The organism is Streptomyces sp. P9(2023) (genome assembly GCF_032436795.1).
Taxonomy (GTDB): Bacteria; Actinomycetota; Actinomycetes; order Streptomycetales; family Streptomycetaceae; genus Streptomyces.
Genome location: NZ_JAUPWM010000004.1, coordinates 368144 through 383094, shown reverse-complemented (window position 1 = coordinate 383094; position 14951 = coordinate 368144). Strand labels below are relative to the sequence as shown.

18 protein-coding genes and 1 pseudogene are annotated in these 14951 nt (G+C 70.9%); 13 read left to right on the top strand and 6 right to left on the bottom strand.

Going from position 1 to position 14951, the window contains the following annotated elements; translation table 11 throughout:
* The first annotated feature begins 6 nt into the window (after nt 1–6).
* The 7 genes from Q5762_RS08980 (at nt 7) to Q5762_RS08950 (ending at nt 4879) form a co-directional block, all read left to right on the top strand.
* Nucleotides 7–948, top strand: coding sequence for a type II secretion system F family protein (locus Q5762_RS08980; RefSeq protein WP_315891458.1), 942 nt, complete (start codon nt 7–9; stop codon nt 946–948).
* 16 nt (nt 949–964) lie between these two features.
* Nucleotides 965–1852 (top strand): DUF5936 domain-containing protein, encoded by an 888-nt coding sequence (locus Q5762_RS08975; protein ID WP_315891457.1) that lies wholly within the window; start codon nt 965–967, stop codon nt 1850–1852.
* Between the two features lie 72 nt (nt 1853–1924).
* Nucleotides 1925–2626 (top strand): response regulator transcription factor, encoded by a 702-nt coding sequence (locus tag Q5762_RS08970; protein WP_315891456.1) that lies wholly within the window; start codon nt 1925–1927, stop codon nt 2624–2626.
* Between the two features lie 117 nt (nt 2627–2743).
* Nucleotides 2744–2956, top strand: a complete 213-nt coding sequence (locus tag Q5762_RS08965) for a Flp family type IVb pilin (protein ID WP_315891520.1) — start codon at nt 2744–2746, stop codon at nt 2954–2956.
* 2 nt (nt 2957–2958) lie between these two features.
* Nucleotides 2959–3636, top strand: coding sequence for a pilus assembly protein TadG-related protein (locus Q5762_RS08960; RefSeq protein ID WP_315891519.1), 678 nt, complete (start codon nt 2959–2961; stop codon nt 3634–3636).
* A 20-nt stretch (nt 3637–3656) separates the two neighbouring features.
* Nucleotides 3657–4244 carry a hypothetical protein gene (locus Q5762_RS08955; protein ID WP_315891455.1) on the top strand — a complete coding sequence of 196 codons (588 nt, stop codon included), beginning with the start codon at nt 3657–3659 and terminating at the stop codon, nt 4242–4244.
* An 11-nt stretch (nt 4245–4255) separates the two neighbouring features.
* Nucleotides 4256–4879, top strand: coding sequence for an OmpA family protein (locus Q5762_RS08950; protein WP_315891454.1), 624 nt, complete (start codon nt 4256–4258; stop codon nt 4877–4879).
* 31 nt (nt 4880–4910) lie between these two features.
* Here Q5762_RS08950 and Q5762_RS08945 read toward each other — a convergent pair whose 3' ends face one another.
* From Q5762_RS08945 to Q5762_RS08935, 3 genes are all read right to left on the bottom strand, one after another.
* Complete coding sequence (locus tag Q5762_RS08945) at nt 4911–5072, bottom strand: hypothetical protein (RefSeq protein ID WP_315891453.1); 162 nt, start codon at nt 5070–5072, stop codon at nt 4911–4913.
* 179 nt (nt 5073–5251) lie between these two features.
* Complete coding sequence (locus Q5762_RS08940; RefSeq protein WP_315891452.1) at nt 5252–6223, bottom strand: hypothetical protein; 972 nt, start codon at nt 6221–6223, stop codon at nt 5252–5254.
* Between the two features lie 155 nt (nt 6224–6378).
* Nucleotides 6379–6765, bottom strand: a complete 387-nt coding sequence (locus tag Q5762_RS08935) for a DUF3592 domain-containing protein (protein ID WP_315891518.1) — start codon at nt 6763–6765, stop codon at nt 6379–6381.
* 653 nt (nt 6766–7418) lie between these two features.
* On the opposite strand from Q5762_RS08935, the gene Q5762_RS08930 reads away from it, so the two are divergent.
* The gene (locus Q5762_RS08930) at nt 7419–7967 is read left to right on the top strand and encodes a GNAT family N-acetyltransferase (RefSeq protein ID WP_315891451.1); all 549 of its coding nucleotides are present in this window, start codon (nt 7419–7421) and stop codon (nt 7965–7967) included.
* A gap of 29 nt (nt 7968–7996) precedes the next feature.
* Nucleotides 7997–8580: pseudogene (locus tag Q5762_RS08925) on the top strand (GNAT family N-acetyltransferase).
* A gap of 96 nt (nt 8581–8676) precedes the next feature.
* Here the strand turns inward: Q5762_RS08925 and Q5762_RS08920 are convergent.
* On the bottom strand, nt 8677–9021 hold the full coding sequence (locus Q5762_RS08920; protein ID WP_315891450.1) for a hypothetical protein: 345 nt from the start codon (nt 9019–9021) through the stop codon (nt 8677–8679).
* A gap of 354 nt (nt 9022–9375) precedes the next feature.
* On the opposite strand from Q5762_RS08920, the gene Q5762_RS08915 reads away from it, so the two are divergent.
* Together Q5762_RS08915 and Q5762_RS08910 are read left to right on the top strand one after the other, a co-directional pair.
* A complete protein-coding gene (locus Q5762_RS08915; protein WP_315891449.1) occupies nt 9376–9741 on the top strand; it encodes a hypothetical protein in 366 nt (121 codons plus the stop codon).
* A 35-nt stretch (nt 9742–9776) separates the two neighbouring features.
* Nucleotides 9777–10949: a hypothetical protein gene (locus Q5762_RS08910; protein WP_315891448.1), complete on the top strand. Its 1173-nt coding sequence runs from the start codon at nt 9777–9779 to the stop codon at nt 10947–10949.
* Here Q5762_RS08910 and Q5762_RS08905 read toward each other — a convergent pair.
* A complete protein-coding gene (locus Q5762_RS08905; RefSeq protein ID WP_315891447.1) occupies nt 10921–11352 on the bottom strand; it encodes a DUF192 domain-containing protein in 432 nt (143 codons plus the stop codon). The genes Q5762_RS08910 and Q5762_RS08905 overlap by 29 nt on opposite strands.
* A gap of 39 nt (nt 11353–11391) precedes the next feature.
* Between Q5762_RS08905 and Q5762_RS08900 the strand changes: the two genes are divergently transcribed.
* Together Q5762_RS08900 and Q5762_RS08895 are read left to right on the top strand one after the other, a co-directional pair.
* Nucleotides 11392–12165 carry an A24 family peptidase gene (locus Q5762_RS08900; protein WP_315891446.1) on the top strand — a complete coding sequence of 258 codons (774 nt, stop codon included), beginning with the start codon at nt 11392–11394 and terminating at the stop codon, nt 12163–12165.
* A 25-nt stretch (nt 12166–12190) separates the two neighbouring features.
* Nucleotides 12191–13738 carry a DUF2079 domain-containing protein gene (locus Q5762_RS08895; RefSeq protein WP_315891445.1) on the top strand — a complete coding sequence of 516 codons (1548 nt, stop codon included), beginning with the start codon at nt 12191–12193 and terminating at the stop codon, nt 13736–13738.
* Nucleotides 13739–13754: 16 nt separating this feature from the next.
* Here Q5762_RS08895 and Q5762_RS08890 read toward each other — a convergent pair whose 3' ends face one another.
* On the bottom strand, nt 13755–14921 hold the full coding sequence (locus Q5762_RS08890; protein WP_315891444.1) for a winged helix DNA-binding domain-containing protein: 1167 nt from the start codon (nt 14919–14921) through the stop codon (nt 13755–13757).
* Nucleotides 14922–14951: the final 30 nt, after the last annotated feature.

Below are 14951 nucleotides of genomic sequence, written 5' to 3'. Positions count from 1 at the left end.
CCGGAGATGAACCCATCGGCGTGGCTGGTGACCGGCGTCGTACTGCTCGCCTGCGTCCTCGGCGTGCTCGGCGTCCACCTGTACGCGCGCGGGTCCGCCGAGCGAGCCGCCCTCGTCGCCCGGCTCACCCAGAGCGGCGAACCGGAGGGCACGGGCCTGCGCCGGCGCCGCTTCCGGTCCATCGACCGGCGCGTACGGCGCACCGCCTTCGGCCGCCGCCTCGAACTGCGGATCTCCGCCACCGGCCTCGACGTGACGCCCGGCGAGTTCGTCGTCGCGATGGCCGTCGCCGTGACCGCCCTGTGGATCGCCGGCCAGGCCGTCCTCTCCCCGTTCTTCGGCCCGATCTGCGGCCTCCTCGGCCTCTGGGTGGCCATGGGCTTCCTCAACTGGCAGCGCCAGAAACGCATCGAGAAGTTCATCAACCAGCTGCCCGAACTGTCCCGGATCCTCGCCAACGCCACCCAGGCCGGACTCGCCCTGCGGATGGCGCTCAGCATGGCCGCCGACGAACTGGAGGCACCGGCCGGCGACGAACTGGAGAAAGTAGCCCAGCAGCTCGCCGTCGGCACCTCCGTCGACGACGCGCTCGGCGAACTCGCCGAGCGGCTCCCCTCCCGCGAACTCGTCGTCCTCGTCACCACCCTCGTCCTCGCCAACAAGGCGGGCGGCACCGTCGTCTCCTCGCTGCGCAACCTCACCGAGACCCTGGAGGAGCGCAAGGAGACGCGCAGGGAGGTCCGTACGCAACTGTCCCAGGTGAGCCTGACGGCGTACGCGGTCCCGGTCATCGGCATCGGCTCCCTCCTCCTCATCGACAACATGCAGCCGGGGTCACTGGACCGGATGACCGGCTCGGGCCTCGGCCAGTTCGCCGTCGTCGCCGCGTTCGCGCTGTACGTCGTCGGCTTCGTGATCATCCGCCGCTTCTCGAAGATCGACGTGTGAGGGACAGGGACTGAACGTGAACGTTCTTCTGGCGTTGGCCGCAGCTCTGTCCGTCACAGGAATCCTCTACGGCATCCGCCTCTACCGGGCCGACGCCAAACTCCCGGACGACCTCCAACTCGCCCTGGAGGTCGGCTCCACACGCACAGGCGCGGTCTACTCCGTCGTGGACCGGCTCGGCATGCGGTACTCCGCCGCCGTCCTGCGCGCCATGGGCCCCAAGCGGGTCAACGCCGTCCGCCGCCGCATCGACCTGGCGGGCAACCCCGGCGGCCTGACGATCGACCGGTACGGAGCCCGGCGCGCCGTCTACGGCTTCCTCGGCGGCTTCGGCGGCCTGATCATGCTCTCCGACGGAGACGTCCTGGTGGCGCTGCTGCTGTTCGCCTTCGGCGCGTTCTGGACCGAGGTCGGCATCTGGTCGGCGATCCGCATCCGCAAGGACCAGATCGAACGGACACTGCCGGACTTCCTCGACGTCCTGGCGGTGGTGGTGTCGGCCGGACTCGGCTTCCGGCAGGCCCTCGACCGGGTGGCGGAGAAGTACCAAGGCCCGTGGGCCGACGAACTCCGCATCACACTGCGCCAGATGGACATGGGGGTGAGCCGCCGCCAGGCCTTCGACGAACTGCGCCGGCGCAACGACAGCGAGCAGGTCGCCCAGTTCGTCACCGCGCTCCAGCAGGGCGAGGAGCTGGGCGCGCCGATCGTGGAGACGCTCATACAGATCGCCAACGACATGCGCCGGACCGACGCCCAGAACGCCCGCCGGAAGGCGGCGAAGGCCGTCCCCAAGGCGACGATGGTGATCACCACCCTGATGGTCCCGGCGACAATGATCCTGCTGGGCGCGGGCCTCTTCCTCGGCACGGGGACGAACCTCGGCTCGATCACGGGGGAGTGAGGGCACGGTGACCAGGGACTTGCGGAGAAATGTGTACGCGCCCGTGCACTGGAGGGTGGGGGTGATGGCGCGATGACGCTCACGGTGCTCGTCGCCGACGACAACCCGGTCGTACGCGCGGGCCTGCGCGCCCTGCTCGACGCGGCGACCCCGGGCATCCGGGTCGTGGCGGAGGCCCCCGACGGCCGCACGGCGATGGAAGAGACCCGCCGCACGCGCCCGGACGTGGTCCTCCTCGACGTCCGCATGCCGATCGTCGACGGCCTGACCGCCCTCCCGCACCTGGTGAGGGTGGCCCCGGTGCTGATGCTCACGTACAGCGCGGAGACCGAGGTGGTCCAGGAGGCGCTGCGGCTGGGGGCGGGAGGCTACCTGGTCCACGGCGAGTTCACGGCGGAGGAACTCGTGACCGCGGTCCGCGACGTACGGGCCGGCCGGGCGCGCTTCACACCGACGGCGGCCAACGCGTTGGTGGGGGTGGTACGAGGTGCGACTGCACACGGTTCTGTCCGGCCAATCGTCTCGACTTCATTGCGATTTGGCGGAACGACTTCGCAGCTGCAACCAAATGTGCCACGGTTTGGGCTGAGTGCGAGGGAGGGGGAGGTGATGGACTTGATCGCGTCGGGCCTGAACAACCGTCAGATCGCCTGCACATGCTTCATCAGCGAGAAAACGGTCAAGAACCACATCAACCGCATCTTCGCCAAACTCCACGCCACCTCCCGAAGCGAAGCCATAGCGGCCTGGCTGGGCACAAGGGCGGCGTCATGACATGGGCCCGGGTTTGGGCCTACGGGCCCTGTGGGGAGGAGGGGGTGGGGGCGTACCGTGCGCGTGCCGAACTCGGCATCGACACGGGGATGTACGAACTCGGAGGGGACGACGACCATGAGCGACCTCATGCTGAAGGCTGCGGCGAAGGCAAAACTCCACTTCGACGCCTGGGCCCGAGCGAGGACGAACGACCGGGGGCAGACGGCGGTCGAGTACCTGGGGATCATCGTGGTGGTTGTGGCGATCGTGGTGGCGATCACTGGCACGGATATCGGCAGCTCGATCAAGACGGCGATCACGAACAAGATCGCCGATCTCATGGACTAGCGCTGCTCGGCAGACAGAGAGATTCAGGGCAGGCATTCCCCATCTACATCACCGTGATGGCAGGCCTGCTCTTCCTTGCGTTCGCATACTTCGCCGTCGGGCAGGCGGCCGCGACCCGGAATGGCGCGCAGACCGCGGCGGATGCGGCTGCGCTGGCTGCTGCCCAGGACGCGCGCGATCAGCTTCGGGACGGCTGGCTAGGGGTCATTCTCGACCCGGCGCAGTGGGGTGACTTCCTCTCGGGCGGGGCGTACGACGAGTACGCCGCATGCGGTCGTGCGGCCTCCTTCGCCGCCAAGAACGACGCGGAACTCTCCGGTGAGCGCTGTGTCTCGCTCCTCATGGGGGAGCAGGGCTTCCGGGTCGAGGTACGCACCCTGGACGCTGTCGGCGACTCCATCATCCCTGGCACCGAGAACCAGCACGCCACGGCAAGGGCGACCGCCGTGCTCGAACCCCGATGCACCTTCGAGGCTCCCGAACCTACCCAGGAACCCGAACCGCCCGAACCGCCCGAACCCGAGCCCGATCCGGATCCCACCCCGGACCCTGAGCCGACCCCGACGGAACCTGCTCCGATTCTCGGTCTCACATGCGACGGTGTCCCCTGGGAGATCGACCCCGACGAGCCGGAGCTCCCCAGCGCCGCTGACCTCTTCACCGTTCGACTGGCTGACTGACAAACGAAGGAATCCCGTTCATGAGTGTTCGGTACGCACCGACGGTCCTCAGGAGGTGGGCCGTGGCGGTCACCGCGGCCGGCCTGGTCCTCGGCGTGGCCGGCTGCGGCAGTGACGACGAACCTCCGAAGAGCCAGCCCGCCTCGACGTCTTCGGCTTCCAGGAGCCCTGAGGGTGACAAACAACCTCAGTCCGAGGAACCGGAGGCGCCTGAAGAGACCTTGGCCCTGCTTAAGGGACAGAGCGGCTTCGAGTTGACGATCACCTCGGCGCAGCGCGACGCCGGCGGCTTCCTCACTGTCAAGGGACGGCTGAAGAACTCGTCCGACAAGGGGCGAGCAGTACCTGACTTGAGGGGTAACGAGACCGAGGTGCTGAAGCATGGCACGTCACTGGGCGGCGCGACCCTTCTGGATGTGATCGCGAAAAAGCGCTACTACGTACTCCGTGACACAGACGGCCGGCCTTTGACGACGACCGGCCTCGCCATTCTCGGAGCTGGGGACTCGGCCGAAGTATTCATGCAATTCCCCGCACCCCCCGCCGGAACCGCCGAAGTCACCTTCCAGCTCCCCACCTTCGAACCCGGCACCATCAAACTCTCCTGACGGACGCCGACATGACTCGCCACCGCCTCGCCGCCCTCGCCGCCGCCTCCCTCCTCCTCACCCTCCTCCCCGCCACCCCCGTCCTCGCCGACGATCCCCCCAACTCCACCTCCAGCGCCTCCCCGCCCCCCGAGATCGACGCCAACTCGCCCGAGCTGATGCTGCCCGACGGGGCCACGCTCGCCGCGCCGAAGGTTCTCGACATCAAGCAGGTCGTCGAGGAGGAAGGCGGGGAGCAGCGGCGGGAGGACACCAACGTCGACGTGACGTTCGCGCTGCAGGCCGAGGTGCTGTTCGGGAAGGACAGCGCCAAGCTCGGCCCCGCCGCCACCGCCCGTATCGCCGCCATCGCCGTGGAGATCAACAAGCAGAACTCCAGCCGCGTCCGCGTCTTCGGGTTCACCGACGACCTCGGGACGTACGAGCACGGGCTCAAGCTCTCCAAGGAGCGCGCCGACGCCGTACAGCAGGAGCTGGCCAAGACGCTCGAACCGGGGAAGACCTTCGACATCCGCGGCTACAGCGAGGACTACCCGATCGCCTCCAACGCCACCGAGGAGGGCCGCACCAAGAACCGCCGCGTCGAGATTTCCTTCCCCCGCACCTCCAGCTCCGCCCCGGTCCCCGCCCCCTAGGGCGTGTACGGCAGCTGCCTGCACCGCCGCGTCAGCCCGAATGCTGAGCGTCATCGGCCCCGAACTGCGAGCCGATGGTGTTCCACATGAAGCCGTCCTTCCAGTCCGTCTTGCCGACTGCCCAGCCGAGCATGGCCGTCAGGACCTTCTCTTGGGCGATGGTCCGCGTCTGATAGTGCTCGGCCGCTAACACCGTCCCGGAACTCGAGTTGGTACGAGTTGTCGTCGCGCAGCAGGACCTGGACATACCAGTTGCCCGGCATGTCCTCCTCCACGCGCTGCAGGATCAGATGCGCGTTTCCACGCTGAAGGTTGGGGCCAGTCAATGGTGGGGCCTGTCTCCGGCCGGAGGGAACGCGCAGCTCTGCGGCGCTATCCCCGCCACCGCACCCCGTGCCGCCGCCGCAGCCGGTGGATTTCCCACCAGGCCACCGCCGTCACCGACACCGGGCCACCGAGGAACGCACAGACCGCGAGCGGCGCCGGGCCCGGCGGCAGACCGCCCACCGACAGGCCGAGGAACGCGAACACCCAGACCAGGAGGGAGGTGACCACTGCGGGCAGCGCCGCGTGCAGGGCGGACAGGTTGAAGGCGTGGCGCAGCGCCGGACCGGAGGCGAAGCAGAGGAAGAAGATCAGCCACCAGAACGGCGCCCAGCATACGAACATCAAGAGCGCCCAGACCATCAGCCCGGGCGACCCGCCGGGGCTGTTGGACAACAGATTCATCCCCTCGACCGCCGCCATGAACCACAGCGGCACCAGCATCCAGGCACCGAAGTACCACAGGGCCGACCGGCCGGCCGGCCACAGCTGCGTCCGCATGGTCCGTCGCGCCCTGGGCCCGGCTGTCCAGAAGAGGAGCGCCACCACCAGCGCCGCGCTCAACAGCGCCAACCAGGGGGCGAACAGCAGCCGTTGCAGGAGCCGCCTCTGCGCGTCCGCCACGTCCTCCCAGCCTCCGAACACGGCCAGCAGCATGCCCGACATGAAGAGGGCCATCCAGGCCCGTACCCGCTGCACCCGGAGCACCTCGGGGTCCTCGATGCGCCCCTCCGGGCGTACGGGGAAGATCCGATGCGCCAGACGGCGGGCCGTACGGGCCAGTTGGTAGCCGACCAGTAGTGGCACGGTCAGCCACCACAGACACGGGAAGCCCAGCACCAGCCACACCCAGGAGGGAATCTCCTCCCGCCGCCCACGCAACACCTCACCCAGCGGCGGCCATTCGTCCTCACGCAGCCGTCGCCACAACGGCGTGTACGGCCCCGGCGGGTCGCCCGCGGGCCGCCACGGCGGGTCGTACGGCGACCGCCCAGGCGGGCGGGGCGGGTCGATGGTCATGGGTGTCCCTTCCGCGATCTTGGTAGGGGGCGCGACCCGGCGACCCCGGTCCATCCGGATCTCGGTGCGAGCGGGCACATCTGATCACCAAGAGCTGCCCGACCGGCGAAGCCGTGCCACCCAACGGCCCGCTCACACATGGCTGTTACGCGTGATCAACGGCCGGTGACGAGCATCCAGATTCCGAAGAACGTGAACAGGCCGCCGCCCATGAAAGGAAGCAGGATGTCAGCGGTCCGTCTCCTGCTGAGGTCGATCCGCGCAGCCGTCGGGGCGTCGGGAAGGTAACGCACCGGGACGTGACCGCCCACGGGAAGGCCCTCGACCCCGGAAGAACTGGACCGGAACGCGTGCCGCCGGCCCTCTGCATCGACGAATTCGACCACCGCGAAGTAGGAAGGGGAACCGCGATGTCCGCTGCGACTCATGTTGTGGTGGACCACCCGGCCCCCGACTCTGACCCCTTCGCGTCGGAGGCGGTGCTGGACCATGACCTCATGGGTACCGAACCCGAGGAGGGTGAGACCTGCCAGTAACGCCATCACAATCCAACCCACACCGCGGCCTTCCCTTCCACGCAGGGCACGACTCTTCGGGCACCTTCTTCCCTAGGAGCGGACGCTCATTCGACTGAAGTCGGTTCCCACTGCAAACACTTGGCTGCGGAGAGGTGCCGACGAGGCCAGGACAGGCCAACGTCCGTCTCGCCAGGGCAGCCACGGTCGTCAAGCCCTGTTGCGCGAGGCTGAGGTTCATACAAGGCGTCGTTTGCGATCGGCCCGGGAGCAACGGCGTTGACTCGGATGTGCCGTCAGCGGCCGGCTCCACCGTCCACGAGCGGGTAAGCGCTTCGAAGGCGGCCTTGGATGCCCCGTAGTGCGCGGCGCCGGGGCTTGGCCGGTGGCCGTGGTCCTGGCACCCTGAGACGTTCGCTCCGCAGCGCAGGTTCACGGATGCCCGGGATCCACTCGGAGTCGTGGCCCCGGGACCTGCCAAGTCTGGTCGGTCGGTCGCTCCGGGGCATGAGGAAATGCCACGTGCACGAGACTGGGCAGTTGTGCCATCGGTCTGAGATAGCGGAAGAACTGCTGGCCGGCGGGCGCGGCCTGTGCCACGAGCGGCGAGATCAACAGGCGGCGAGACGGATTGGGCGTTCCTGTGATCTTCCGATCAGGAGCCGCCCTAGCATGGGGCCATGTCCAACGTTCCGTCACGGGTCGAACTGCGCCCGCTCACCCACTCCGACCAGGACGAGTTCTGCTCACTCGTGCGAGCCAGCGCCGAGCTCCATGCGCCGTGGATGCAGCTGCCGGCGACCGGGGAGGAGTTCCAGGGCTGGATGCGCCGCTTCGATGACGGCACCAACCTGGGCTTCGTGATCCGCGTTCAGGAGACCGGTGAGGCGGCCGGCATGGTCAACATCAACTCGGTCATCCGGGGCCGCTACCAGGGCGCATCCCTCGGCTATGCGGCTTTCGCTCCGTCCGCGGGGCGGGGATACATGGCCGAAGGGCTCACCGTCGCCATGCAGTACGCCTTCAACGACCTGCGGCTCCACCGGCTGGAGGCGAACATCCAGCCGGGGAACAAGGCGTCGTTGGCCTTGATCCAGCGCCTGGGCTTTCGTTACGAAGGTCTGTCGCCGGACTATCTCTATATCGACGGGGCCTGGCGCGACCACGAACGTTGGGCCATCACCGCACCATCTCCCTGGACGTCCGATCCTTCCCTTCCCGAGGTCTAGGCGGGCGGGCCGGCGATAAGTTGCTCGCCATGACCGAACTCGGACCCGTCGCCTGGCCACCTGCCCCGATACGCACCGAACGGCTCGTGCTCCGGGAGTCCGAGGCCCGGGACCGTGCGGCGTTCATCGAGCTGTTCGCCTCACCGGAGGTGGGCACCTACATCGGTGGCCCTCGGCCGCGCGACGAGCTCGAACGTGCCGTGCCAGAGGTGCCCGGGCGGCGTCCTGGCCTCTTCGTGATCGAACTCGGCGGAGCGATGATCGGCATGATCACGCTCGACCGGCGCGACGCGGAGCGTCCGGGGCATGTCCGTCCGGAGGCCGGGGAGGCCGGGGAGGCCAGGGAGGCCGGGGGCGCAGGGAGGCCGAGCTCGGCTACATGTTCCTGCCAGAGGCGTGGGGTTGCGGGTACGCCGCCGAGGCGTGCGCAGCCGTACTCGACTGGTTCGCCGACGCGCTTCCCGGCGAGCCGGTGGTGCTCTGCACCCAGACCGCCAACGACCGCGCGATGCGCCTCGCCGCCAAGCTGGGCTTCACCGAGGTGGAGCGGTTCGAGGAGTACGGCGCCGAGCAGTGGTTCGGCGTGTGGTCCCCGGTCGCGCCGTCCGGTTGAGCCTCCTGTGGCTGGACCGACCACCGGAACGTGGCGCGGCCCGGCCACCCGCCGTGACCGGACCCCCACCGGTCACCGGTGATCCGAAGGAACGGCCTATCCCCCTGCCGCCAACTGCCCCAGCACCGCCCGGACCGTGGCGACCACGGCCTCCGGGCGGTGGAAGACCTCCCGCGCCGTGAAGCGCAGGACGCGGCGGACCTCCGGGCAGTCCGCGAGGTCGTTGTAGCGGCGGATGTCGCGGTCGTGGGCGTGGCGGGTGCCGTGGAAGGCGTAACCCTCGATCTCGACCGCCAGGCCCGCCGGCCGGAAGAGGAAGTCCGGGCGCAGGGTGCGGCCCGAGCGGGACCGTAGGAGGGGCTGGCTCTCCGGGTGGAGGCCGGCGTCGCGCATGTGGAGGCGGGCGACCGTCTCCGCCGGCGAGCCGCACGCCGGGTCCACGAGCGGCAGCCGGCGACGGGCCCGGGGCGCGCCCGGGCGCGGACCCGCCAGTCCACGTCCTTGCCGGGGGCCGCCCATGCGCCCCGGCAGATCCGCTGCCAGCCCTCCGCGCGCAGCCGTCTCCCGAGCCGGCCGCCGGACGGCGGCCACCCCGCTTCGTACGCCCACGATGTGAGGAGCACCCCGCCCCGGGCGACCCTCACCAACTCCTCCGTCTCTCCTGCCATGCCTCAACTCTCCACGGAAGGGGAAAGGTTCGCATCCCCTGTGGATAACTCGCGCCTTTATGCCCCATCCTGGTGCGAACGGGCGCCCGGCCGCGCGGTGCCGGGCCCGCGCCGAAGTGGACTGCCGATGACGACGACATCCCCCAGCGTGCGACTGGTCAGCGACCTCGTGACGCACATCCCCGAGTTCCGGGACGTGTTCGAGGCCCACGTCTTCAGCCAGGGCGGGGTGCTTCCGCATGTGTTCTTCTGGGACGTCGTCCAGAACACCGTGCGGTCCTTCCTCGGCGAGGACCCGGCGGCCGCCGACTGGCGCCGCACGCTCGACTTCCTGGAGGAGCAGAGCGCGCGCGGGGACCTCGGCGTCGACGAGGTCATCGTCACCTCGTTCCTCAATGACCTGCCGTACCCGCACGAGCCCGGGTACGCCATCGTCGGGGAGCTCGGCCCGGTCATGGCGGCGCGGCTCGGCCGCATCCGCCCCGGCGGATGACGGAACCCTCTCCGCCGCCGGACATAATCGAGCACATGTCCCCAGACCGGTCCCGTTCGCCCGATGTGCCTGATGCGCCCGAGTCGCCTGATATACGCGAAACAGCCGATGGCCGTGAGGTGCGTGCTTCTCCCGCCCTGGCCCTCGTCGGCTACGCCGCCACCCGCGTCATCGGCCTCGCCATCCTCGGCCTCGCCGCGCTCGTGACCGGCAAGGACGGGTGGCACCGGCTGTCGGGCCGCTGGGACTCCGTCTGGTACGTCCGCATCGCCGAGAACGGTTACGGCTACCAGGTCACCCTCCCCGACGGCAGCATCCACTCCGACCTCGCCTTCTTCCCCCTCCTCCCGGCGCTCGAACGGGGCCTGTCCACCGTCCTCCCCGTCGACGCGGCCACCGCCGGACTCCTCGTCTCCTGGGCCGCCTCGCTCGCCGCCGCCTGGGGCATCTACGCCGTCGGCGGGCACGTCACCGGCCGACGGCCCGTCGGAGTCGTGCTCGCCGTCCTCTGGGGCGTGTACCCGACCGCGTTCGTGCAGTCGATGGCGTACACCGAGACGCTCTTCACCGCCCTCGCCGCCTGGTCGATCCTGGCCGTGCTGCGCGGCCGCTGGATCCTGGCCGGCGCGCTGTGCGCGCTCGCCGGGCTCACCCGGCCGACCGCCGCCGCCCTCATCGCCGCCATCGGGATCACGGCACTCGTCACCGTCGTACGCGAACGGAAGCTGCCCGCCCGCATGGCGGCCGGTGTCCTCCTCGCCCCGCTGGGCTGGCTCGCGTATGTCGTCTACGTCGGCGTGCGCGAGGAGAGTCCCACCGCCTACTTCGACGTCCAGGCCGCCTGGGGCAACTCCATCGACGGCGGTGTCGCCCTCGCCCGCTTCATCTGGGGCCTGCCGCCGCTCGCCGCGCTCGGCCTGGTCGCCGCGCTCGCGCTGCTCGGCTGGCTCGTGGTCCTGTGCGTACGGCAGAAGCAGCCGCTGCCGCTCCTCGTGTACACGATCGCGGTCGTCGTGATCTCCCTCATCGGCGCCGCGTACTTCGGCTCCCGGCCGCGCCTGATGATGCCCGCGTTCGGTCTGCTGCTGCCCGCCGCCGTGGCTCTCGTACGGCTCCGCCCGCGCAACCGGATCCTGACGCTCACCGGCCTCGCGCTCGCGTCCGGCGCGTACGGCGCCTTCACGCTGCTTGGCTCGGGACCACCGTGACCCGTACGCCCTTCCGCAGCCCCCAGCCCGCCATCGCCCCGGCCTCCGTCTCCAGCACGTGCCGTCCGCGCGGGCGCACCATGCCGAGCCGTCCCGGCCGCATGGTCACCACGGCCAGGACCGTGAGGTTCCGGTCCAGGTAGGCCACGTCGATGGCGAAGCGCATCCCGAAGGTGTGGATGCTGTTCGTGCGGGTGATGAGCATCGCCCCCTCGATTCCGTCCCGGCCGAGCAGGCCGCGCCGCCGCGCCCGGTACGACGCCGCGATCTCCAGCGGGGCCAGTGGGGTCTGCGGGGCCAGCGGGGCCAGTGGGGCCTGCGGAGCCGGTGGGATCGGATCCTCCGCTACGAGCAGGGTCCCTCCGCCGTCGCGCCACTTCCCCGGTCTCCCCTTAGGCCCCATGGGGGAGACGGTAGCGGCCCGGCTGGGTAGGGTCGGCGGGTGTTCGCCACGCTGATCGCCGTCGCCGCGCTCTGGGGCGCCGCCACCGGGCTGCTCGTGCCGCGTGCCGCGTACCGGCTGTCGGTCGAACCGGAGGAGCCGTGGCGCGACAGCTGCGAGGCCGGTCACGCCCTGGCCGGCCCGGCACGCGGCTGGCTCGGCACCCCGGGCTGCCCCTCCTGTACGGGCCCAGGCCACCATCCCCGTACGTCCGACGACTCCCACCTGTTCGGGCCCGGCCTCGTCCCCACCCTCCTCACCGCCCTCGCCTGTGCCGCGCTCGCCGCCGCCACCGGGCCCCGGCCCGAGCTCGCCGTCTGGCTGCTCTGGGCACCCTTCGCCGTACTCCTCGCCACCGTCGACGTCCGCGTCCGCCGGCTGCCCGACCTGCTCACGCTCCCGCTCGCCGCCGCCCTGCCCCTCCTCCTGCTCGGCGCCGAACTCCTCCCGTACGACGCCGGTTCCTGGCTGAACGCGCTGCTCGGCGGACTCGCCCTGGGCGGCGGCTACTTCGTGCTGTTCCTGATCCGGCCCGGCGGCATGGGCTTCGGCGACGTCAAGCTCGCGCTCTCGCTCGGCGCGGCCCTCGGCTGGTACGGCTGGGGTGTCCTCTTCGCCGGTACGTTCGCGGGCTTCCTCTTCGGTGCGCTGTACGGTCTCGGCCTGGTCCTCGTCCGGCGCGGCAGCCGGAAGTCGGCGATCCCCTTCGGGCCCTTCATGATCGGCGGTGCGGTGCTCGGGCTGCTTCTCGGCGCGCTCTCCGCCACCCCCTGAGGTTCGCGACCTAGCATTCCGGCACATGCGGACAATCAATGACAATCTGCCCGTAGAGCCTGTTGAGCCCGTCGAGCCTGCTGAGCCCGTCGAGCCCGTCGAGCCCGTCGAGTCCCCGGCCGAGGTCGCCCCCGCCCCCACCCCCTGGTACCGCCGCCCCGCCGTCCTCCCCTGGGCGTGGGCCGCCGGCCTCTGTCTCCTCTACGCAACCGTCGCCGTGCGCCGCCACCAGCTCCTCCGGACAACCGGCTACGACCTGGGCATCTTCGAGCAGGCCGTCCGCGCCTACGCCGAACTCCGCGCCCCCGTCGTCCCCTTGCGCGGCCCCGGATTCAACCTCCTCGGTGACCACTTCCACCCCCTCCTCGCCGCCCTCGCCCCGCTCTACCGCCTCTGGCCCTCGCCCCTCTGTCTGCTCGTCGCCCAGTCCGCCCTCCTCGCCCTCGCCGTCGTCCCCCTGGCCCGCTGGGCGCGGCGCGCGCTCGGCGCCCGCGCCGCGCACGCCGTCGCCGCCGGGTACGGGCTCAGCTGGGGCATCGCCTCCGCCGCCGCCTTCGACTTCCACGAGGTCGCCCTCGCCGTACCGCTGCTCGCCTTCTCCCTCGAAGCGCTCGGCCGCCACCGCTGGCGCGCCGCCGTCGCCTGGGCCGCACCGCTCCTGCTCGTCAAGGAGGACCTGGGGCTGACGCTGGCCGCCGTCGGCGGGTACATCGCCGTCAAAGGCCCCCGGCGGCTCGGGATCGCGACCGCCGCCGCCGGTCTGCTCGGCTCCCTCGTCGAGATCAAGCTTCTGCTGCCCGCCTTCAACCCCGGCGGCGGCTACGCCCACGGCGGCAACCTCGCCGACGGCCACGGCTCGCTGCTCTCCACCCTCGCCCACGCCCCGCTCGACGCCCTGCGCCCCGATGTGAAGGCGATGACCCTGATCCTGGTCTTCGCCCCGTCCGCGCTGCTCGCGCTGCGTTCGCCGCTCGCGCTGATCGCCGTACCCACGCTCGGCTGGCGGATGGTCTCCGAGAACACCTTCCACTGGGGGACGGCGTACCACTACAGCGCGATCCTCATGCCCGTCGTCTTCGCCGGCCTGATCGACGTCCTCGGGCGGGAGACGTCCGTACGGAACGTCCGCGCCTCCCTCGCCACCGTCCTCGCCGTGACCGCCGTCATGCTCCCGTCCTTCCCGTTGGCCCAGCTCGCCCAGCGCCCCACCTGGCGGACCACGCCCCACATCGAGGCCGCCCGGGCGCTGCTCGCGCGGATCCCCGACGGCGCGACCGTCGCCGCCTCCAACCGGCTCGCCCCGCAGCTCACTTCGCGCTGCGAGGTGGTGATCTTCCCGACGTTCCCGGTGGACACCCGCCTCGACCGCCGCGAGACCGGCCCGCTGCCCGCCCCCACGGCCGAGTGGATCGTCTACGACGCCGTACCGCCCGAGGCCTGGCCCCAGAAGAGCGGCCCGTGGCCCTACCCCGCCGAGCAGCAGGAGGCCGAGCTGCGCGCGGCACGCGAGAAGCACGGGTACGAGGTGGTCGAGGCCCGGGACGGCGTGACCCTCCTCCGCCGCGTCCGGTAGCGCCCACCGCCACCCCTCACGCGTGCGGCCCCACCGCCACCGGCCCGATCACCAGCTCGGCGCGGCCCTCCAGGACCGTCGCGACCCGCTCGGCCTGGGCCTCAAGGTCCCGCTGCCGGGCCGCGCTCAGCGGCTTCGTCGACTCCAGCGGCTCGACCGTCACCGTGATCCGCTTCCCCGAACGGCGCTGGTGCCAGACGCCCGCCACCGTGCCGTCGATCAGGAGCACCGGATAGTTGCCGGCCTGGCCGCCCGCGAGCGCCCGGTCGTACGCCTCCCCCGGGAAGAGCCGCGCGCGGGGCTGCGAGGCGATCGTGAAGGCGTCGAAGTACGGCAGCAGCCGCACCCCGCGCGCCGGCCGCTGGTCCGGGAACGCGGTGTCCCCGGCGGCGACCCACCCCGGCGTGCCGTCGAAGGACACCTCCTCGATCCGCCCGGCCTCGGCCAGCCCGGCGAAGAGCCCGGTCGCCCAGCCGGCCGGCGCCGCCAGCCACTTCGCGAAGTCGCGCGGGGCCGCCGGGCCGTAGGCGTACAGATACCGCTCCACGAGTTCGGCGAGCGCCGCCGTCTCCTCCGCCGGGCGCACTCCCGGGTTGGTGTACGTGACTTTCCGGCCCCGGTCCCGGCCGAAGCACAGCACTCCGCGATGCCCGGCCAGGTGGGTGATCTGCCGCCAGCGGGGCCACTTGTCCTGGAACGCCTCCATGACCCGGTCGCCCGCCCAGGGGCCGGTGCGCGCCACGATCGCTTCCGTCAGCTCGTCCACGGTCAGTTCCGCGTCCGTCAGGGCGTCCGCGATCGCCGCCAGGACCTGGTCGGTCTGCTCGGCCGTCATCCGTACGTCCGGCGGCATCGGATTGGTCCCGCTGGGGATCGCCGACAGGGCGCCGGTCCACATCGGCAGGTCGGCGGAGGGCAGCAGATGGACCGTGCCGCGCGGGCCGTGCGTCTTGATCAGCGTCCGGTCCTCCCAGAGGGCCGCCCGTACGTCCGCCCTCGTCGCCTCCGTCGTACGCAGCGCGACGGACAGTTCGGCGGCCGAGAGGACCTGGGCGTGGGCGCCGAGCATCGCGGCGGCCACCGCCGCCGGCGGCGCGTCCGTGGGCTCGTCCAGGAACTGCCGGTGGATCCTGCGGGCGTCGGCCCGCGCCCAGCTGACCTGAGGTGGGGTGGAGGTCGTCATGCCCCGACCGTAGGAGAGGAATAGGTCAGG